This is a genomic window from Rheinheimera sp. (assembly GCF_965283995.1).
GTDB lineage: Bacteria > Pseudomonadota > Gammaproteobacteria > Enterobacterales > Alteromonadaceae > Pararheinheimera.
The window spans coordinates 1,957,700-1,978,675 of sequence record NZ_CBDIQG010000001.1 but is presented as its reverse complement, the minus strand read 5'-3'; the positions used below and the strand labels follow the sequence as shown (position 1 = coordinate 1,978,675).

The window sequence follows — 20,976 nt, the reverse complement described above, 5'->3', positions numbered from 1 at the left end:
CCATGAGCAACGCAGCCAAAAGCCACCAGCATACTTTGACGATCCACACCCGGCATGAAGCCGTCGCGATTGAGCGTTTATTGCAAGTCACGCGCTACCGCGGTTTTACTTTGGCCGGTCTTGAATTAAAGCCGCTGGCTGATTTGACTGGTTTACTGATAACCTTAAGCGTGGTCAGCGACAAGCCGATTAGCCTGCTGGTCAATCAGCTGAATAAACTGTACGACGTGCTGGATCTGGAGCTGCATCAGGCCGAAGCCGGTGCGCTGCGGGCGTGAAAAATGCCCAATGCAAAGACGAAATTGATGTAGGGGCGGGGTTCACCCCCGCCCGCAACGGGCGTGAAATCCGCCCGTTAAAAACGTAAAAAAACAACAGCACGGGCATCCAATAACCGCCCGGCATGATCACTGCCACAGGCAGTGACGTTACAACCAAGTGGCCCTGAACCCAAAACCCGATGCTGGCGCATTCATCTTTCCAAACGCCGCATCATTAAATTTGCCTATGCAGGAGTAAATTGCATGCCTAAATTACGTTCAGCCACGACCACCGAAGGCCGCAATATGGCGGGTGCCCGTGCCTTATGGCGCGCCACTGGTGTCAAAGACACCGACTTTGGTAAGCCGATCATCGCCGTGGTGAACTCGTTCACCGAATTCGTGCCGGGCCATGTGCACCTGCGCGATTTGGGCAAACTGGTGGCAGAAGCCATTGAAGCCGCCGGCGGTATCGCCAAAGAATTTAACACCATCGCCATCGACGACGGCATCGCCATGGGCCACGGCGGCATGCTGTACAGCCTGCCGTCACGCGAAATCATCGCCGACTCAGTCGAATACGTCGTTAACGGTCACTGCGCTGATGCGATGGTATGTATCTCCAACTGCGACAAAATCACGCCGGGCATGTTAATGGCCGCGCTACGTCTGAATATCCCAGCGATCTTTGTTTCCGGTGGCCCGATGGAAGCCGGTAAAACTAAGCTGTCGGACCAAATCATCAAACTCGATTTAGTCGATGCGATGGTGTCTGCCGCCGATCCGAAAGTATCAGACGAAGACAGCGAAAAAATCGAGCGTAGCGCCTGCCCAACGTGCGGTTCTTGTTCTGGCATGTTCACCGCTAACTCGATGAACTGCTTAGTGGAAGCTTTAGGTTTAGGCCAGCCGGGCAATGGTTCGATGCTGGCGACCCACGCCGACCGCCGCGAGCTGTTTATCAGCGCTGGTACCCGCATTATGGACCTGACGCGCCGCTGGTATCAGCAAGACGACGCCAGCGCGCTGCCGCGTTCAATCGCCAATAAAACCGCCTTTGAAAACGCCATGATGCTGGATATCGCGATGGGCGGCTCCACCAACACAGTGCTGCATTTACTCGCCGCCGCCATTGAAGCTGAAGTCGATTTTGGCATGGCCGACATCGACCGCTTGTCGCGCATCGTGCCGCATTTATCCAAAGTGGCGCCGTCGACGCAGAAATACCATATGGAAGATGTGCACCGCGCTGGTGGTGTGGTCGCCATTCTGGCCGAGTTACAGCGCGCTGGCCTGGTGAACCCGGACACGCCGCATGTCGCCGGCAGTTCGCTCGGTGATGTATTAAGCCGTTTTGATATCGTTACGACGCAAGACCAAGCGGTCAAAGACTTCTACCGCGCCGGCCCGGCCGGCATACGCACCACGCAGGCGTTTTCGCAAAACTGCCGCTACCCGACACTGGACGATGACCGTGAAAACGGCTGTATCCGCAGCAAAGAACATGCGTATTCGCAGGACGGTGGCCTGGCCGTGTTATTCGGCAACCTGGCGCCAAACGGCTGTATCGTCAAAACCGCCGGTGTAGACAAAGACAACTTGGTGTTTAACGGCGTGGCGCGTGTGTTTGAATCGCAGGACGACGCAGTGACCGCCATTTTAGGTGGCGTGGTCAAAGCCGGCGACGTGGTGGTCATTCGCTACGAAGGGCCAAAAGGTGGCCCGGGTATGCAGGAAATGTTGTACCCAACCAGCTACTTAAAATCGATGGGCCTCGGCAAAGCCTGTGCTTTAGTCACCGACGGTCGCTTCTCTGGCGGCACTTCGGGCCTGTCGATTGGCCACGTGTCACCGGAAGCAGCCAGCGGCGGCGCTATTGCGCTGGTCGAAGATGGCGACGGCATCGACATCGATATCCCGAACCGCAGTATTAATATTCGAATTTCTGACGAAACTCTGGCGGCGCGCAAAGCCGCGATGGACGCCAAAGGCAAACAAGGCTGGAAACCGGTGGACCGCACCCGTTACGTCAGCCCGGCTTTAAAAGCCTATGCCTTACTGGCGAGCTCGGCCGACAAAGGCGCTGTGCGCGATTTGTCCAAGCTGGAAGACTAATAGTTTCAGGCCGGCGCTGTGGGTATGAAGCCACAGCCCGGTTCATCAGAAAGGCGAGAAAAAATGACTGCGTTACAACAAGTGCCCGTGTCTGTTGCAGAAAAGGGCGCTGCTGCACTCCATGCCCATCCGGCAGACGAACGCGCTGCTTTGCAACAACATTATCTGCGCGAAATATTACTGTCGCCGGTGTATCAGGCGGCTGTCGAAACCCCGTTGCAGACGATGCCAAAACTGAGCAAACGCTTAGGCTGCCAGGTCGAGCTAAAACGCGAAGACCATCAGCCGGTGTATTCCTTTAAGCTGCGTGGCGCTTTTCATAAGCTGCACAAAGTAGCGGCCAAAGCCACGGCTGCCGGTACTTTGGACAGCACGCGCGTCATTTGTGCATCCGCCGGTAACCATGCGCAGGGCGTGGCTTTGTCAGCCAGCAAACTGGGCCTGCATGCCACTATTGTGATGCCGATCACCACGCCGGAAATCAAAGTCAGCGCGGTACGCGGTTTTGGCGGCAATGTGTTGCTACACGGCACGGCGTTTGACGAAGCCAACCGCCACGCCATCGAACTGGCGAAAAACACCGGCGCCATTTACATTCCGCCGTTTGACGATGTCGATGTCATTGCTGGGCAAGGCACTGTCGCGAAAGAACTGCTGACGCAAAACAATCAGTTAAGCGCGGTATTTATTCCGGTTGGCGGCGGTGGCTTGTTGGCCGGTATGGCGGTGTATATCAAAGCCGTGCTGCCGAATGTGCGGGTGATTGGCGTAGAGCCGGACGACGCCGCCTGTCTAGACGCCGCACTCAAAGCCGGTGAACCTGTCACGTTGGACCGGGTCGGCCTGTTCGCCGACGGTGTCGCAGTCAAACGCATCGGTACTGAAAATTTCAAATTGGCCCAGCTGTTTTGCGACGAAGTGGTCACAGTCTCCAGCGACGAAATCTGCGCCGCCATCAAAGACATCTTCGAAGACTTACGCGCCGTGGCCGAACCGGCCGGTGCTTTGGCTTTAGCGGGCCTGAAAAAATACGCGCAGCAACATAGCCAGACCGGTGATGTGACTGAACAGACGCAGCTGGCGGCGGTATTAAGTGGCGCAAACCTGAACTTTGACACGCTCAGATACGTGTCCGAGCGCTGTGAACTGGGTGAGAAAAAAGAAGCGGTATTCGCCGTGACTATCCCGGAAGAAAAAGGCAGTTTCCGCCGTTTCTGCCAGACGCTTGGCGGGCGCGCTATCACCGAATTTAACTACCGCTACGCCAGTGACAACAAGGCGCATATTTTTGTTGGCATCAAACTTCGAAACGGTGCACAGGAACTGGCACAAGTCACGCAAGCACTGACCGACGCCGGCTACCAGTTCCAGGATTTATCCGACGACGAACTGGCCAAACTGCACGTCCGCCACATGGTCGGCGGCATGCCACCGCGCCTCGTCAATGAACAAGTCTACCAATTCAACTTCCCGGAATACCCCGGCGCCCTGATGAACTTCCTCAACACCCTCGGCGAGAAATGGAACATCACCTTATTCCACTACCGCAACCACGGCGCTGCGACTGGCGATGTGTTGGCTGGGTTTGAGATTGCTGATCCTGCCGAGATAAAAGGGCATTTAGAGGCTTTGGGTTATCCGTATCAGCTGGTTAGCGGGAATAGCTCTTATCGGACTTTTTTGACAGCGCAGTAGGGGCGACCCTTGTGGTCGCCCGTGTATCTGCAATTTTCCGAATGAACGCCATTCGCACAGCGAAGGGCTGGCGAAAATCTGAGACTTTGCTGGTTGATTGCCATGCTCCTTCCATTGATGTTGAATATAACCTCATGGTTTAAAACAACATTGCAATGATGGGTAGCGTCGTGCAGTCTAAGATGCCAGCAATTTGGTTTAGGAATAATCATTCTAAGTATTCGGTTGCAAGCTTAACCGAACACTTATCACCAATGCGCTGGAAGAACATATTGCCAAATTTTTTTGTGCGGAATACGTAGTAAAAACCAGACTGCTGTCTGTACAGAGTCGGGTACCGGTCAACAACATGATGAGGCGTTTTCATTGTGACCGACCATTTTTCGGGTCTTAGGTTGGCCCAATTCACCTGTCCAATAAATGGCTTATCTGTTTGGTCGGCTAATCTCTCATATAAGATAAATGTGTTGTTGCTTGTAACCTCAGACCTGAAGTGCTTCTTTTGCCACTGTGCACTCGGTCCATTATAAAAGCGATCATCCACTTCATAGCAGCCAACAATACTGTCTTTTGAAATTTGAACTGGACTTAAGTACCAGGATAAAAAAACCAGTGATCCGAAGAATAAAAATGGAATACTCCAGATTAAAATTATTTGTTTTAAGTGATAGCTATCGCGCGTTCGATATAGCTTCCATAAATGGCTAAGGGTATGTACTGCCAAAATAATTAGCAGTAGCCCAAAGAAAAATATCCAGACGATGGCGAGCATTCAATACCCATAAGCGATAACAGATGTTTTGATCTGCTTGTAATTGTTTCGGATTATTGTGAACTACTAAGATGCAAGTGACAACAAAGTGTAGTATTTGTTTGTATTAAGTTTCGATACGGTACGCGGGATCTGGCGTAAGTAATGCCAGTGATGAGGGACGCCGGTTATCAGTTCCAGGATTTATCCGACGACGAACCGGCCAAGTTACATGTGCGCCACATGGTCGGCGGCATGCCACACCGCGCCTGAACAACGAACAAGTCTACCAGTTCAACTTCCCGGAATACCCAGGCGCGCTAATGAACTTCCTCAACACCCTCGGCGAGAAATGGAACATAACATTATTTCACTACCGCAACTACGGCGCCGCCATCGGCGATGTATTGGCAGGCTTTGAGATCGCTGACCCTTCAGAAATTGAAGGGCATTTAGAGGCTTTGGGCTATCCGTATCAGTTGGTCAGCGGGAATAGTTCTTATCGGACGTTTTTGAGGTGTTAAATAGAGGGTAGACATGTGGCTACCCTGTGTTGAAGGCTAATCTGATATGTAAGCGAAATACTATGCAGATTTCAACTTAAATCTGTGATGTTCAGTGTTATACGATACTACCTCAGCATTGATCCAATCGCCGACTTCAAGATTGTTTATTTCATTTGGAGTATGCAAGTCGGACTTATGGATCATACCTGTACCATCTATTCCAAATTCAACAAAAATACCATACTTTTGAATGGAAACAACTTGAGCGCTAACATGGCACCCTTTTGGATAATTAGAGTTAATTCTTTCGAAAGAATTTAAGGACTCATCGCTGTTTGCAATTAGGGTCACATACTCATATATTTCTTTTATTTTATCGCTGGGATGTACACGACCTAAATCAATTGCTTTTGCTGCACCGAGAGAAAATTCTGCTTTATACTTTAACAAATACTCTGTAAGTGTTTTCGCATTTAGGATGGCTGTTTGTTTGCTATCAGCCTTAAATGTTCCGGCCCCTATGATATTATCTCGAATTACTGTTGCTGGTTGGTTCTCTCTAAATAAAGTGTCTTCAGCTACCACTGATAGGTAATTAATGTTTTTTAAAAGTTCCAAGTGAATAAAACCTGAAGCAGCAATGCATATTAAATCTTCTTTTTTTATTTCTCTGTTCTGAGATTCTGAAACTATGCATCCACTTTTAGCAAGTGTACATATTTCATTGTAGCATCTGGGATGAGAGTGACCTAGAATTTGAAGAGTCTTTAGAACTTCAGAAACTTTATGGAATCCTTTAGTTTTATTTGGTCCATAATCTCTGTATTTTTGGCTCAAAATTTCAAGTATAGAGATTCTGACGAATGGGTCTGGCAGATCGTCATCTTCGTCAGAGTTGAATAAATTTTGAATATGTGACTCTGTGTCGCTATAATATTTTCTGTTGCCTTTTAAAAGTATTCTAGATATTAAATGTTGAGGTATTTTCACTTCGCCTTGAGATTGTCTTATTCTTAATATATCATCTTCACTTATATGCCCGCTTTTGCAAAAATCTAGAACCATCTCTAAGCCCTTTCTTATGTTTCTACCCGCAAGACCTATAATTATCCTTCTGAAAAATTTATCTTGAAATAGTGTTGTTATTACCGATCTTATATAAATCTCAACTTCTTTATACTTGCACTTTACTCTTGTGCCGTTACTCAGATGGTAATGGAAATCGTCATTTCGTCCACTAATCTCTTTAGATAAATACTGCAGCCTTGAATATATTACTTTATCTAGTAGTGGTGGATCGATTCTAAAGACTAAGTCCTTTATTACGGTATCAAGAGGAGGTTGGTCTTTAAATTGATCATACGTCGTATCGCGAATTGGTAGAAAAACAATACAGTCATACTCCTTTTTTAGCCAGCTAGATACTTCAAACATAAGGAGTTGGTCTTCGTTATTCCCTTTATCACAGTTGTCGAGTATTACTATTGTGCTTTTTTTAAGGTGTTTCTCTAGGTAGTGAATGTATGAAGATAATGTGTCATCGGAGTTATTTTGTAAGGCTGTTAGCTCCTGAAATATAGCTTCATTATATTTATCTGTGTTATCTTTAAGTAATGAGGCCCGGCCTTTTTTTAGTTTGTTTAACTGTCTTTCATAAATTTTGTATAATGTATCGATTTCTTCGAAATCTATATTGGAGTTATTTTCTTGTATTTTCTCTATTGTTTTTTTGCTTACCCATTTATATATCAAATCTCTCTGAAGCGGGGCCTCATTTAGGTTGATGTTTACCCATTCAATAGAATCCTTCATGTCGCTTGGAAGTGCTAGTACTCTTAAGTAGTCTGTGAATGTTGATTTTCCAGATCCAACGCTTCCTATGAGTAAGCAAACTTCGTGCTTTAGCTTTTTGTGTTTTGAAAGTTTTTCTATTATTTCACTTGGTTTTTCTGTGTTATCTATTTTTGTTGATATTTTCTCATAAGCTGGTATTGAAGCGCGGACTATTTTTTCGATTGGTGCAATATGAGACATTTTGCGCTTAGATGTAACGTAGGCGTTAGTGACTATATCAGTTCGCTGCTTGGTTGTTACAGGGTTGAATAGGTGTCGATATTCTACAGATATATTTGATCCGAATGAGTTCTCTCCAACAGTCTCATTTATAACGGAGTTCCCACCAAGCATATGCTTTGGTTTAAAATACTTAGACGATTTTTTTATCTTATTTAAGATCTTTGAACTTTTTTCAGTTAATGACTGTTTGCAGATTATAGATTGTATCGAGTTGTATACTTCAGTCGTGGGGTGTATTTGTTTTCTTAGTATTTTTGCAGTCGGTTCAGAACTATCCCAGCTGCCTATGTGGAGTTCAACTCCGTCAGTAACTATTATTGTTTCACATGGGTTTACATCCGCAGGGTAAGATGAATTGATTTCTGAAGCGTAGAGTCTTGCTTCCCTATAAGCGTCATCTAATTGCCCAGGGGCTTTTGCTTCAATAATCGCTACGGGAAGCCCATTAATTATTATAACGTAATCTGGGTAGTATATTTTTTGTTTTATTCCTTTGTCGATCTTAACTTTTCTTATGTTTTCCTTCGTGTGTATATCTTCTTCGCTATAGCCAAGGCCAACAGGCTTAGGTGCTGTAAGTAGTGGATATATGAATTTTTGTTCGACATCACTTTCAGTAGAGATTGTTATGCTTTTAAATTCCATGTTCATTATTTATCTCTAATTTTTAATTATAATTTGGAGGTGTTGTTGCATGCTTTCTGCTTGTAAGAATCAAGCGTTCATGCCAACTTGCCATAATGCTTTTTGCCGAGAATAACAATGGGTATAAATTGCCCCACGCCTCTTGTTGTTCTTTCTTTTCTTACTACTGACCTTACCTTTATTGCGTGTTCAACCTGCACTGTTATTGTCACCAAACGCCTGCTATCGCGGTAAACTGCAGAACTATTATCTTGCTTCAATTCGAAAAAATTCTTTATCTCGTCTTATGTTAGATTGTTATGTTTCCAACTTGCTTCCATTCGCTTCACTTTTATTTTGCAAAATATTTCGAATGTGGGCGGTTGTTTCGGGGCAGAGGCTGACGGCACGTAAATCGGCATGTTTAACTGGCGTGCCGTATGTGTGCAGCGAAACGGACTGCTGATTTTTATTGCGTATGATAGGCCATCGTTTCATCTGTGCTCTCTGCCTTAAGCCAGAAATCCGATACTATCCAACTGTCACTTTCACCAACTCACGAAAAAAACGAATCGCCTTATCCAGTTCATCTCGTTTTACCAAATGCGGATTTATCGGGTCGTGACTTGACCGTCCCTGATGCACCACTTCTCCGCGCAAGGACAGGTATTTATTCAGTTGGGTACATACAGCTTGTTTATCGAAGTTATTCCAATGCCATTGGTCAGTAATATCATGCTGAAGAAACTCCAGACTCAGTTGTCGTACTTTATGGCTGTTTGGGTTATTCAGTTGGTTGATAGATTCAGTGAATTTTTTCTGGATATAGTCACCAGCAAAACTGCCTTTTAGCGCGATCAGCTTTTGACACATCTGTGTTTTCAGCCAGCTTTCAATAAAAGTTTCCCAGGCAGTTAATGTCATCACCAGCGCGGCGCGTTTTAGCACTTCATTGGCTTGTTGCTCAGGTTTGGGTAATTTGTCGAATAGCTCAAGCAGCCGGTCCCCGCTTTGAATAAAGAGAGCAATTGCTGTGTCAAAAATAGCAGTGGGGTTTTCCGGCGCGGCAGGTGTTGCCGTTGCAGTCTGAACCATCCATGTCCTCCTGATTGCCATAGCTGCTACTTCAGGCAGGTGGCTTGTCACAATTTAACCAAATTAAATCAGCCAACGGCTACTGACAAGATTTATATCGGGACAAAGGTTAATTAATTAGTAACATGAGTAGCATGGATCGCCGCGCGCCGGCAGTTAACCATAGCGCCAAGGTCGCCTACAAAGCCAATAAGGGCTATTAGCAAACACCACTCTTTCACTTCGCCCCTTTATGTTTAGCGTTCCAGGCGTTGAGCAACACAGGCTCTGCCGCTTTTTCAACACAGGCGGTGACTTTGGTTTTGTCGCTGTCGAATTGGTTTTGACAGTCTTTGGCGACAGCAAATAATGCGGCCGTTGCTGTGTCTGTATCGATGTCGGTTATTTCGGTCAGGCAGAGATTAAAAAAGTACTCACGGGCGGCGACCGGTTTGAGGCCGTCGGTGTTGTAGCTGAATTTCAGTAAGTGTTGCGGCAGTTCTTGTTGCCAATAGCCGGCGGGGGCGGTGGGATAACGTTTTTGCAGCTCGGCTTCTGCGCCCTGACGCGGGAAGCCGTCAGCGCGCACTGTTATCATGAATTCCACCAGATCCGCTTGTTGTGTGCACAGGGTGCGTCCTTCAGTAGCGTTGGTTGCGGTGGCAAACTGTAGCGCCAGCAGGCCCAAAATCCCTTTGTATCTGTTCATTCCTATCATCCTGAATAGTTGCTCTGCCGCCATGTTGGCAACAAGTAGATGAATAATCTAACAATCGGCACTTTGGTTGTCGATCTGCGGGAAGCTCAGGCTGCTAAATATTCCCCTTATCCCAACATCTGTGTTGCCACCACCAAACCCGATAAATAAGCGCCGTGGGCGGTGCCGGCGTAGTCGGGGTGGGTGGCTTCGCCGGCGAAAAACACTTGCTGGCCAAGTGGTGCGGCGAGGTGCTGGCGCATTGCCGGTGTTGCACCGACCGCGAGAAATGAATAGGAACCGTAACTAAACGGGTCTGAGGCCCAGCGGGTGATTTGATAACTCTGCGGCGCCGGGATTTGGTTGCCGAATATGGTTCGTAGCGTGGCCATGGCGCTGTCGACGATTTGCGGGTCGGTCAGTGCTTCGATAGCTTTGCCCTGATCGGCGGCGTTAAAGCCAAGTAATACCGGCTTGCCGGTTGTGCGCAGTAGGCTGACCCATTCGGTCCATTCGCCGTGGCGGGGGGATATATATTCCAGCCAGTCGACATCGTCCGGCCAGAAGGCGCGGTCAAAGCGCAGATAACATTTATTCAGCACGCCCATGCCCAGGTTGCGGATGGCGGTTTTTTTGGTCGGCGGTAATGGCGGATTAAATTGCAGTTGGTTTTTCTTCAGCACGCCAAGCGGCACTGTGACCAGCACCTGGTCTGCCTGCCAGCGTTGCTTTGACGTAGTCACTTGTACGCCAGCAGCGCTCCAATTAATGGCCTGCACCACCTCAGCCAGTTTGATCTGCAGGCCCGCCGCCAGATGATTGCTGATCAGCTGATAACCCTTAGCAAATAACACGTCTTCGCCGGCAAAAACTTTGCCGCTGTCATGCCAGAATGCCGAAAGCTGGTCGGCGCTGCCGGCGAATTCCTGTTCCAGCGTGCCGGACAGAATAAAATTGAGCCAGTCGGTATCTTGCCCGGTCAGCGTTGCACTGAGCTGTCCTGATCTTAGTGCTGCCAGCGCCGCGCGCACTGAGCTGTCCTCGTCTTGCTGCTGCGCCTGCTGTAGCAGCTGTTCAACCTTTTGCTTCAGCGCGTCCAGCCGTTTTTCATCGGCAGCACTGAGTGGCTGGCCGTTGCTGTGATAGACCACGCTGCGCTCGTAACTTGTTTCCAGCCGTGTGGCGTTGATCTCATCTGCCAGCTTGCTTAACGGATTGCCGTCGACACCGTGGATCCAACTGGCACCTAAATCGACTGGTAAATCCGGCCACTGTTGGCTGGTCCAAAGCCGCCCGCCAATGCGGTCACGCGCTTCCAGAATGGTGACGTCATGGCCATGGCGGCTTAATTCACGGGCGGCGGCAAGACCAGCCAAACCGGCGCCAATCACCAGAATACGTTTTTTGCCGGTCGCTCCGGCTGGCCCCAACAGCGGCCTTGCCAAGGCCGGGTTGCTGGCCAGCAGCAACAAACTCAGTAAGCGTAAAAAATCACGTTTTTGCATGCAGATACCTGCTACTTGCCTCAGGTCATGATTGCGCTAACTGTAGCTGCCGCACCTAACCGCCGCAAAAAGAAGTGCCAGCAGTGGGTTGCCACCAGCGGGCGGCGCTGGTTAACAAACGCCGTCGGGCGGCTAACGCCAAACCAGAGAGTAGTAACCAAAAATGCACGGCACCACCGGAACTGTTTTCTGTGACCGGTTTTGCCGGCTGGGTCGGTTCAGTCGTCCCGGTGCCCGGGTTACTGACCTGATTGGTGTGCCTGGATGCATCGTGCGGATAGGCGTCTAACCAGTCAGTGACACCATCATTGTCGTCGTCGTTATCGGCGTTATCGCCGGTTTTATCCTGATCTTGGTCCCGCCATTCCAGCGCGTTTTTCAGAAACAAGTCGGCCGTATCCACAGCTTCATCGTTGTCATCATCTGGGTCGGCATTGTCGCCGAGGCGGTCGCCATCAAAGTCAGCAAATTCATCCGGATGCAGTGGGAAAACGTCATCTTTATTCAGGACGCCGTCTTTGTCGAAATCACCATCATCGAGGTTGGCCGTGACATAAGGTCCGCCAAAGCTGGGTAACTGCAACTTACTGCCAATAAAGATGCGGCCCTGCGCTGCGACGACCGGTAACAGGTTATTCAGGTCGGCAATACGCTGCGAATAAATGTCCACGGCAGTTGTATCCGTCAGCGAATAGCGACTGAGCTGTTCGACATAATTCAGGTTAGAAATAGTGCGGTAGGTGGTCAGATAAACATCCTGTCCCACCTGCGCATGCAGGGCAAAATTGAACGCGCTGAGCGGTTGACCAATAACGATGGTACCCGCGCCGCTGCCATCTGAACGCCAAAGCCTGATTTTGTCGCTGTCATCTTTACCGCTGAAGAATAAATAGCGGAAATCCGGGGTTACCGTTAAATGGTTGAAGCCTTCATTCGGGCCGGTTGGTGGTGGCAGTTTCAGCAACAAGCCGGTGCCCGCCGCTGTGCCATTACTGCGATAAATACTACCGCCGGAAATATAGGCAATACCATCGGAAAAACGCACAAAATCATAGACATCCGTCAGCTCGCTCAGGGCTGTCAGCTGCTGCTGATCCCAATACCACAACTGCTGGCGGGTCTGCTGTTGTTGCAGTGACGCCGTCACAACAAAAACGCCAGCCGCGTTGGCGCTCAGTTGACTTATAGAGGTCACCGTACTTTCGGGATCTTTGGGCACACTAAAGACCACTTTGGTGCCTGCGGCAGTGCCATCGGTTTTAAAGACTTGAGTCGTGAGTTCAGGGGTGTCAGTGCCAAACACATCGAGAGTGAAATAAAGTTCGTTGTGCAGCTGAGCCGTTTGGTTGATGAGGCTGGTGTTGAAGATCGTTTTGGCGAAGCTGGTAATCGCCTTGGTGCCGGCTACAGTACCGTCGCTGACCCATAACTGGCAGCTGTAGTCATAGATGGTGCCCACCGGTGCCTGAAAATAAAACAGGTTGCCGATGCTTTGTTCCTGGAAACGATGAGGCCTGTTGTTTTCGCAGCTCTGTTGCACGGCCCCCAGAACTTTAGAAAAAGTCCCGTTTTGTTGGTGGTAAAACATCAGGTCATAGGTTGCTGCCTGGTCGTTATTACGGACCCACAGATAGACGCCATTGCCGGACACAATCATAGGCCTGGTAAAATCAATATAAAACTCCGGCCACTCGGCGATAAAGCTGCTGCGCAGGGTGCTGGCATCGGTTTTCCACAGCTGTACATCCAGCATATTGCCCTGAGTGGAGCCTGTAGATTTGTACCATTGGTGGTCGAGCAAATGAAACACACTGCTGCCGTTAGCTACCATCTGGCCGATATGGGCCTTGGGCAGGCCAAAGCCTAAATCTTTGCTGAGCACCGTACCTGGCGCTGTGCCATCGCTGCGCCAAAGTTCCAGGCCAGTCAGTTCGCTGTAACCGGAAAAATAAAGAGCGTCTTGTACAAAAGCCCAACTGTTTTTCTCCCACAGAGGATGTGGCACGCCAGCATCGGAGATTTTAGCAGTACCGGCTTTGGTGCCGTCACTGACCCAGAGTTCGGTGGTGGGGACCGCTGGGGCAATCAGGTCATATTTATAACGCAACAACAACAGCTTATTGCCTTTGCTGCCCATAATTTTATGGTCGAAGAATCTGGCATTTTCAAAGGCATAAACTTCTATTGGTTTATTGGTGCCATCCAGTTGCATCAGTTTGTCGTGTAGACGCTGGCCGTTGGCTGTTTTGAGGGTTACTGTGAAGAAGATTTTGTCTTTTAACACCGTGAAGTTTTTGGGCTCAGCCAAAAGCTCCATTTCAATCTTTTTTCCTGCACCTTTGCCATGCTGAGGGATGACAAACAGATCGGTGGTAGCAATCAGCATATTGTCGCCGTCGCTGGCGACTGCCTGCACGATGTTGTTGTTGAGGGGCTGTTTAACGGCATATGAGCCTTCTTCGGTGCCATCGGCATACCACAGCTCGGTCTTGGTCTGCAGTACCACCCCATCCCGGTAGGGTTTCAGGCGCTCACCACTGTTAATCTCCGGGCTGGCTGCCTGAAAGATCACGGCTTTGTTTTGACTGTTGATGGTCCAGAGCGCGTGTTTGCCATCCGCCGCGGTGGCAATAAAAAACAATTTATTGGCGCTGGTCTGGAAGTTCTGCGGTGCTGCATAACAGGTTGTACCTGTGCACAAGGTGACTTCCTCAGTGCCTTCGGCAGTGCCATTGCTGCGCCATAAGCCGGTTTTCTGGGTCTTATTGTTAATCGCCGGGAAATAAACATAACCGCCGACCAGACTCATTTTATCGGCTTCGTTCATCACATCGGAGTTTCGCAATGAAGGCAGTTCGTGCAGAATTTTTCCGTCCAGATCTGCAATGACCAAGCCTTTGCTGTAGGTGAAATAAAGGATCCTGTTATTCGCGACATAATAAGGGCGGCTGGTTTTCTCGGTATAAGAATTATCTCCAACTACCCGCACTACGATGTTCGTTTTGGTATCTAGCCGCCAGATATCGTTCGAGCCAAACGCATAACGTTCCGACTTAGGTAACGACAGATTGGCAGTGCCGTTGGCAAAAAACAGGTATTGGTCATAGTGCTGGTAGTGAACCGGCGCGGTGGAGTCTGCTTTTGCAATACCACGGTTGGGGTCTAGTTCATAGATGGGTTGTGTGGCGGCGAACAAGCTGGCGCAGAAGCCGAGCAAAAGTAAGGCTGATAGGAGTTTGCGCATTCAATATTCCTTTATTTACGCTGAGCACAATGCAGCATTTGTGCTGCTTAGCCTTCCATCCGCACCGGACCTGCAGAGGAGCCTTGGCAGTGTTCCTGTAACTTAAATGAAGATACTGCGGACAAACAAGTCATTTGTTTACAAAAAATTGATATTTTTGCGATGTCTGAGGTGACAGGTGCATTCATGCTATCAATTGCTTTTGGCCTATTAATGGAGCTGTCAGCTCACAACCGCTTCCTTTGGCGCTGCTGGCTGAAGTTGCAGAGAAGCCTTCTGTGAATCTGTTTTACCCGACCAGGCTGCCCAGCCTTCAATAGTTTGCATGTTACCAGTTCAGATAACATTCATTTTCAAGCGGTTAGCTTCAAATTTTTCACCATATGGACATGTCATGACAACATTATTCCGCTTGTGCCTTTTGTTAACTCCGCTTTGTTTCACCGCCTGTACTATTCATAAAGTTGGCAAACACACTGCGGTCACTCTCGATACTGGCAATGACGTGGTGGATGCCGCGTCTTATGTGGTGGCGGGCGCGAAGTTGCAGAAGAAAATCCACGCCGAAAAACTGCGCAATGGCGAATTAAATAATCCGAACGACCCGGTGGTGAAGCAGATGAACGCTGCTTTCGAAAAAGCCAAAGACCGTAAACATGGCCTGGTGCCGGTGCAGCAGGATAGCGCCGACACCAGCCTGGTGATCAAAAAGACCAGCCAGTCGGGCGGTGGTTAGTCGGCACAGCGTCGCGCCGCCCCCAAAAGCTATTCAGCTGCTCCCCGCAACTCCCGCCGCACCAACTCCGCCCCCGCTTGCAACGCCTGTAACTTGCCCCGGGCCACTTCGCGCGGTAGTGGTGCCATGCCGCAGTTAGTGCAAGGGTACAGCTTATCGGCGTCAACAAACTGCAGCGCCTGGCGCAGCGTCGCGGCCACTTCTTCCGGTGTTTCAATGGCATGGCTTGCCACATCAATAGCACCAACCATCACTTTTTTGCCGCGGATCAGTGCCAGCAGTTCCAGCGGCACGCGCGAGTTATGGCATTCCAGCGAGATAATATCGATGTTGGATTGTTGTAGTTTGGGGAATATTTCTTCGTACTGCCGCCACTCTGAACCTAAAGTTTTTTTCCAGTCGGTGTTGGCTTTGATGCCATAGCCATAACAGATATGCACTGCGGTCTCGCACGGCAGCCCTTCGATGGCACGTTCCAGCGCGGCGATGCCCCAGTCATTCACCTCGTCAAAAAACACATTAAAAGCCGGTTCATCAAATTGGATGATATCGACGCCGGCGGCGACCAGTTCGTGCGCTTCTTCATTGAGGATTTTGGCAAATTCAAACGCCAGTTCTTTGCGGCTTTGATAGTGCGCATCAAACAGCGTGTCGATCATCGTCATCGGGCCTGGCAGCGCCCATTTAATCGGCTGCGTGGTTTGGCTGCGCAAAAACTTGGCATCTTCGACAAATACCGGTTTGGTCCGTGATACCGGCCCGACGACAGTCGGCACGCTGGCGTCGTAGCGGTTGCGGATACGCACGGTCTGGCGTTGTTGGAAATCGACACCGGCTAAGTGTTCAATAAAGGTCGTGACAAAATGCTGGCGGCTTTGTTCGCCGTCACTGACGATATCAATGCCAGCTTGTTGTTGTTCGTGCAGCGCCAAACACAGCGCGTCCAGTTTACCGTGATGCAGCTCGTCACCCTGCAGTTTCCAGGGCGACCACAAAGTTTCGGCTTGGGCCAGCCAGATGGGTTTTGGCAAACTGCCGGCAGTCGAGGTGGGGAGTAATTTTTTCATAGCAAATTCCGGATTAAATTGACGTGGTGAATCGCGTTTTATTGGCTGAAACTGGCAGACCACTGCGCCAGCACCTGCTGATAAGGTTTAATAAAATGCTCTTCAGCAAATAGGCCTTGTTTGACCGCGAGTCGGCTGCGCTCTTCCCGGTCGTACACAATCCGGGTGAGCGAATGTGCCTGGCTGGTCAAATTCGGCTGATAACGCAGTCCAGCCACGGCATGAGCGTTGTAGATTTCCGGCCGGTAGATTTTCTGAAAAGTTTCCATCGTACTGATGGTGGCAATCAGCTCCAGATTGCTGTAGTCATTCAGCAAATCGCCAAAGAAATAAAACGCCAATGGCGCGACGCTGTTGTCCGGCATGAAGTACCGCACGTTCAGCCCCATCTTTTTAAAGTACTGTTCGGTCAGCGACGTTTCGTTTGGCAGGTATTCAACCCCCAACACCGGATGATGATTGGCGCTGCGCTGATAGATTTTGTTATCCGACACGCTCAGGCAAATCACCGGCAATTTATGGAAGTGCTGCTGATAAGCCTTTGAGCTGACAAAGTGGCGGAATAAGCGGCCGTGCAGATCACCAAAATCAGCCGGAATGCGGAATTGCGGCTGGTTTTTATTGTGCGCCGGCAGCAACACACTGAAGTCATAATCGCGCACATAAGAAGAGAAGTTATTGCCAACCAGCCCCTCAATCCGTTCCTGCGTGTGGTGGTCAACGATGTTGGTTTTCAGCACTTCAATCGACGGAAAGCTGTTGCGCCGATTTTCGCTCCGATCTGCGGGCAAGGCGTGTTCGGCAGCCGGCGTTGCCAGCAGGATATCCACCGAAATAATGTCCAGTTCAACCGAATAACGCTCGCTGGCGGGGTTATCCCAATGCGCCAGCGAGTTAAAACGTTTATTAATCATCGCCAGCGTATTGCGCAGGTTCTGCTGACGCTGCGCGCCACGGGCCAGATTGGCAAAGTTAGTGGTCAGCCGTGTGCTGTCGGATGGATGATAATGCTCATCAAAACCAATACTTTTAATCGAAAATGTGAAATCTGCTTTCATCTGATCTGCTCTCCCATGATTGGTCAGTCCCGCTGCACTGCTGGCTGCGACACCGGAACTTGCCGCTGTGGCTATTTAACTTTTGCACGGCGTTGTCGCGAAGATGCCACCTGCGCCGGTTAGTTTTAGATAGCCAGACGTCTGGCGGCTGCTGTTAATTGACTGTTATACGTGGCTGGCGTCGGGAAGAAAAATGAGAAATGCTTTGTTCTGCTTGAGCAGAGCTCAAGCAGCGTGATTGGGCTATTTGCGCTTGTATGCGCCGGGTAATCCGGCGCACAGTCATGGCTGGTGTTGAGGTGTTGAGGTGCTGAGGTGTTAAAGGTCAGTTTTCAGCGACAGCATGGCCAGGCCAGAAACCAGGAGTAAAGGTAATAAAATCAATTGGCTAAACAAATCCAGATCGGTCCGCTGACTCAGCCACAGGATCACTGCACATTGCAGCATAAACAACGACAAGCTAATGATTTTTCTCAGGTTAAACATAACGGTTCCTTTGTTCTTGATATCAGTGTCCACACTGACGAGTACAGAAGTTTGTTTCTGTTTTATGGACGTAAAGGCGTTAAGCCGTCTAGATCTCCACTGAATTGTAACATTATCACGTTACCTGTTTGTTACAAGTTGTGACCAGCTGCAGAAATAATCACCAGAATAGTGCTGGTCATGCCAGCTGCAGGCGTTCAAATAATTGCAAACGTTAGTACATAAGGAGATGCAGCAGAACATGCTGTGTGACCGCGGCTGTCTGCTGATGTCAGGGGATGGAAAAAAGCAGGCCTGCCAGGAAGGCCTGCGCAGAGATACTCAAGGCAACAGCTTTTGCAGTGCCGGGCCTATGGCTTTTTCCACCAGCCAGTTAAAGCCCGCAGAGAAAAACGCTACCAGCTGTTGGTTACAGTCAGCTTTTCCGGTTATAAATGAGTCGTTGCAGTTTGTGAGCAAACGGGTGCAAATGTTCACATAGCAAATAATGGCATCAGACACCTGCCGCCATGGCGGGCCTGAAGTTTTACTCTGACAAAGGAATGGGAAGATGGATACTGACAATGCCATGTTAAACGCGCAATACGTCACTGTTATGAATCACGGCGGTTTTATCATGAGTTTTGCCGTCAGCCGGGCGGACGGGGCACAGGCCGGAGCTACTGAATATTATCCGGTGCAGCAAACCCGGAGTGTGGATTTAGCCACTTTACGGTTTGGTGCTGAACAGCAGCCGCTGGAGCCGGGGGATGAGGTCTGTCCGGTCGTGTCAGTGGTGGCCGGTGTCAGCAAAACTGGCCCTGCCATGCGTTATGCAGCCAATAGCCAACAAGCGGTGTATGTGGTGACCGGGACCCCGCTGACCTGTGACATCAGGCGGTACTGAATCATGCCGCACTTCGGCTACTCGCCACCGTCCCGAGCGTGCTGCTTAAGTGTTGCCGCTGCAAATGGGCACATAGAAGGTCTCCTGCATGGTGACAGGCAGTAAAATAGCGGTTTTGTCTGTACTGACGGCAACCATGCTGCTGTGTGCGTCTGGCCGCACCAAAGCTTGCGAACTGCGTTTTGCCTTAGACACCTCATTTCCGCCGCATATCGTGCTGGCCTCACAACAACCTGAAGGCTTAAATGTACAGATGATCCGGCTGCTGGCGGCGCAAGTTGGCTGCAGCGTCCGTTTTGTCCGTTCGCCCTGGGCGCGCGCGTTAAAACTGCTGCAACAGGGCGAGATTGATGTGGTCAGCCAGCTGACCTATAACCAGACCCGTGCCAAAGACATCGCTTTTATTGGTCCGCACCATCAGGAGCGGATGTGGCTAATCGCAGATCCAGCGAAAGTACCACCGCTGCGTCAGCTGGCCGATCTGCCGCAATGGCCGGCCAGTTTGTTAATTGCCGTGCTCAACGGCGGTTATTTTGGTCCGCAGTTACAACAGCTGCGCGACGATCCGGTGCTGCAACGGCGTTTTTATCCGATGGTGTCCAATCAGGACAAACTGGCGTTACTGGAGTCGGGGCGGGTACAGGCGGTACTTGAAGAAGAGCTCGCCTGGTTCTGGCGGGTGAAAGGTCAGGCAACTGCCTATCGGCCGATGTTATTGGTCCATGCCGATCCGGTCTATTTTGGCTTCAGTCGTGTCTCAGTCAGCCCGGAGCTGCTACGAAAACTGGACGCCGCCTGGCAGCAGTTGTACCGCGATGGTCAGCTGCAACAGATCCGCGATTATTATCTGGCGGCGCCTGCCGCAGCTGGCAACACTGCGGAGATCAGCAGAATGCCGGCGCCAGCCCCACATTTGTGAATCGCATCAGCTGCCTAAGTTATTCAATCGCCAGCAGTTCTACGTCAAAAATCAGCACAGATCCCGGTGGGATTTTGCCGGCGCTGCGGCTGCCGTAGCCCAAATCAGCCGGGATAAAGAAGCGGAATTTGTCACCGGTTTTCATTAACTGCACGCCTTCAGTCCAGCCTTTGATCACGCGGTTTAACGGAAAGCTGATCGATTCGCCGCGTTCGACCGACGAGTCAAACACTGTGCCGTCGGTCAGCGTGCCGTGGTAATGCACGTTGACGGTAGAGATTTCAGTCGGGTGTTTAGTGCCGCTGCCTTGTTGCAGAATTTCATACTGCAGGCCAGATGCTGTGGTTTTGACGCCGTCGCGGCTGGCGTTTTTCGCCAGAAACACTTCGCCCTGTTCGATGTTTTGTGTGGCGATTTTCTGGTTGTTGATGTTGTTGTAGAAGTAATACAGCACCGCCGCGGCGATGATTACGATCAGGGCTATTTTCATCACATTTCCTGTCTGTTTAACAGACGATTGATAATAAGTTCAACAGGTTTGCGCTATCATATGGGCAATTGCTGCGTCGGTCAAAGCGCTGTTTCGCAGCAAAATGCCTTTTGATCCGGTTTTTTACCGAGCCTGTTCATGCTTTCGCCATACTGCTGCGACGCGCCTGTTGAAAGCCAAAGCCGAAGATCAGCAACATGCCGAGCACCGACGGCATTAATTGCGACCAGGGTTGCCAGTCGCGTAATACATTGCCGGCTAAAGCTGACAGCATCGCAAAAATTGAAGCAATCATTTTGTACAGATGCTCGTAACGCCACAATCGGGCATGCCACCAAGCTGGAAACAGCCAGCGCAGGCTGTCGTATAACAAAATGCAGCACAGAGCGCCGAGCGTGGACCACAACACGGCCGGATCGCCCTGATGGTGCGCCAGCAAGATCGGGGTCAGCAGTAAAGCGCCTGCTGCCGTCAGCGCGGTCCAGCAAGCGTCTTGCAACGCCGGGCCTTTAGCCTGGGTATAAATCACCCGCCAACCGCTGAGCAGCTGATAGCCGACCAGCACAGTTAAGACGGCAAACAACGGCAGGAAACGAAATAGCAGTAACCCAGTGGCGGCGGAGATCACCACCACTGCGGTAAAAAAGCCGAAACGGCGGCCCCAGCGCCGGTGCTCTGCGCTACCTTTGGGCCGCATCAGCAGATAAAATCCAATCAGGATGGCCACAGTACCGCTGCCGATATGCAGCAGGATATTTGCCAGATGTGCCAGATCCATCAATCATTT

At 50.0% G+C, this 20,976-nt stretch carries 18 protein-coding genes; 7 read left to right on the top strand and 11 right to left on the bottom strand.

Annotation, left to right across the window (positions count from 1 at the left end; translation table 11 throughout):
- Positions 1-2: 2 nt before the first annotated feature.
- The 3 genes from ilvM (at position 3) to ilvA (ending at position 4,070) form a co-directional block, all read left to right on the top strand.
- Positions 3-278 (top strand): acetolactate synthase 2 small subunit, encoded by a 276-nt coding sequence (gene ilvM, locus ACQ66Q_RS09090; RefSeq protein WP_208932749.1) that lies wholly within the window; start codon positions 3-5, stop codon positions 276-278.
- A gap of 246 nt (positions 279-524) precedes the next feature.
- Complete coding sequence (ilvD, locus tag ACQ66Q_RS09085) at positions 525-2,375, top strand: dihydroxy-acid dehydratase (protein WP_430456496.1); 1,851 nt, start codon at positions 525-527, stop codon at positions 2,373-2,375.
- A 150-nt stretch (positions 2,376-2,525) separates the two neighbouring features.
- Positions 2,526-4,070, top strand: a complete 1,545-nt coding sequence (gene ilvA / locus ACQ66Q_RS09080) for a threonine ammonia-lyase, biosynthetic (RefSeq protein ID WP_430458546.1) — start codon at positions 2,526-2,528, stop codon at positions 4,068-4,070.
- A 208-nt stretch (positions 4,071-4,278) separates the two neighbouring features.
- Here the strand turns inward: ilvA and ACQ66Q_RS09075 are convergent, their stop codons facing one another.
- Positions 4,279-4,842 carry a hypothetical protein gene (locus ACQ66Q_RS09075; protein ID WP_430456495.1) on the bottom strand — a complete coding sequence of 188 codons (564 nt, stop codon included), beginning with the start codon at positions 4,840-4,842 and terminating at the stop codon, positions 4,279-4,281.
- Positions 4,843-5,144: 302 nt separating this feature from the next.
- On the opposite strand from ACQ66Q_RS09075, the gene ACQ66Q_RS09070 reads away from it, so the two are divergent.
- Positions 5,145-5,345, top strand: a complete 201-nt coding sequence (locus tag ACQ66Q_RS09070) for a hypothetical protein (protein WP_430456494.1) — start codon at positions 5,145-5,147, stop codon at positions 5,343-5,345.
- 60 nt (positions 5,346-5,405) lie between these two features.
- On the opposite strand, the gene ACQ66Q_RS09065 is transcribed toward ACQ66Q_RS09070, so the two are convergent.
- The 5 genes from ACQ66Q_RS09065 to ACQ66Q_RS09045 all read right to left on the bottom strand — a co-directional run bounded on the left by ACQ66Q_RS09065 (position 5,406) and on the right by ACQ66Q_RS09045 (position 14,547).
- Positions 5,406-8,054, bottom strand: a complete 2,649-nt coding sequence (locus tag ACQ66Q_RS09065; protein ID WP_430456493.1) for a type I restriction endonuclease — start codon at positions 8,052-8,054, stop codon at positions 5,406-5,408.
- A gap of 504 nt (positions 8,055-8,558) precedes the next feature.
- A complete protein-coding gene (locus ACQ66Q_RS09060; protein WP_430456492.1) occupies positions 8,559-9,173 on the bottom strand; it encodes a HEPN domain-containing protein in 615 nt (204 codons plus the stop codon).
- A 166-nt stretch (positions 9,174-9,339) separates the two neighbouring features.
- Positions 9,340-9,810, bottom strand: a complete 471-nt coding sequence (locus tag ACQ66Q_RS09055; RefSeq protein WP_430456491.1) for a hypothetical protein — start codon at positions 9,808-9,810, stop codon at positions 9,340-9,342.
- Between the two features lie 116 nt (positions 9,811-9,926).
- Positions 9,927-11,303 (bottom strand): flavin monoamine oxidase family protein, encoded by a 1,377-nt coding sequence (locus tag ACQ66Q_RS09050; protein ID WP_430456490.1) that lies wholly within the window; start codon positions 11,301-11,303, stop codon positions 9,927-9,929.
- Between the two features lie 55 nt (positions 11,304-11,358).
- Positions 11,359-14,547: a hypothetical protein gene (locus tag ACQ66Q_RS09045; RefSeq protein WP_430456489.1), complete on the bottom strand. Its 3,189-nt coding sequence runs from the start codon at positions 14,545-14,547 to the stop codon at positions 11,359-11,361.
- Between the two features lie 394 nt (positions 14,548-14,941).
- Between ACQ66Q_RS09045 and ACQ66Q_RS09040 the strand changes: the two genes are divergently transcribed.
- Positions 14,942-15,283, top strand: coding sequence for a hypothetical protein (locus tag ACQ66Q_RS09040; RefSeq protein WP_430456488.1), 342 nt, complete (start codon positions 14,942-14,944; stop codon positions 15,281-15,283).
- Positions 15,284-15,312: 29 nt separating this feature from the next.
- On the opposite strand, the gene ACQ66Q_RS09035 is transcribed toward ACQ66Q_RS09040, so the two are convergent.
- The 3 genes from ACQ66Q_RS09035 to ACQ66Q_RS09025 form a co-directional block, all read right to left on the bottom strand.
- The gene (locus ACQ66Q_RS09035; RefSeq protein WP_430456487.1) at positions 15,313-16,350 is read right to left on the bottom strand and encodes a methionine synthase; all 1,038 of its coding nucleotides are present in this window, start codon (positions 16,348-16,350) and stop codon (positions 15,313-15,315) included.
- Between the two features lie 38 nt (positions 16,351-16,388).
- Positions 16,389-17,408: a DUF1852 domain-containing protein gene (locus ACQ66Q_RS09030; protein WP_430456486.1), complete on the bottom strand. Its 1,020-nt coding sequence runs from the start codon at positions 17,406-17,408 to the stop codon at positions 16,389-16,391.
- Between the two features lie 318 nt (positions 17,409-17,726).
- Positions 17,727-17,894: a hypothetical protein gene (locus ACQ66Q_RS09025; protein WP_430456485.1), complete on the bottom strand. Its 168-nt coding sequence runs from the start codon at positions 17,892-17,894 to the stop codon at positions 17,727-17,729.
- A 550-nt stretch (positions 17,895-18,444) separates the two neighbouring features.
- Between ACQ66Q_RS09025 and ACQ66Q_RS09020 the strand changes: the two genes are divergently transcribed.
- Together ACQ66Q_RS09020 and ACQ66Q_RS09015 are read left to right on the top strand one after the other, a co-directional pair.
- Positions 18,445-18,780 (top strand): hypothetical protein, encoded by a 336-nt coding sequence (locus ACQ66Q_RS09020; RefSeq protein WP_430456484.1) that lies wholly within the window; start codon positions 18,445-18,447, stop codon positions 18,778-18,780.
- A gap of 88 nt (positions 18,781-18,868) precedes the next feature.
- Positions 18,869-19,699 carry a substrate-binding periplasmic protein gene (locus ACQ66Q_RS09015; protein WP_430456483.1) on the top strand — a complete coding sequence of 277 codons (831 nt, stop codon included), beginning with the start codon at positions 18,869-18,871 and terminating at the stop codon, positions 19,697-19,699.
- A 19-nt stretch (positions 19,700-19,718) separates the two neighbouring features.
- On the opposite strand, the gene ACQ66Q_RS09010 is transcribed toward ACQ66Q_RS09015, so the two are convergent.
- On the bottom strand, positions 19,719-20,189 hold the full coding sequence (locus ACQ66Q_RS09010) for an FKBP-type peptidyl-prolyl cis-trans isomerase (protein WP_430456482.1): 471 nt from the start codon (positions 20,187-20,189) through the stop codon (positions 19,719-19,721).
- Positions 20,190-20,325: 136 nt separating this feature from the next.
- The gene (locus ACQ66Q_RS09005) at positions 20,326-20,967 is read right to left on the bottom strand and encodes a hypothetical protein (protein ID WP_430456481.1); all 642 of its coding nucleotides are present in this window, start codon (positions 20,965-20,967) and stop codon (positions 20,326-20,328) included.
- Positions 20,968-20,976 lie beyond the last annotated feature (9 nt).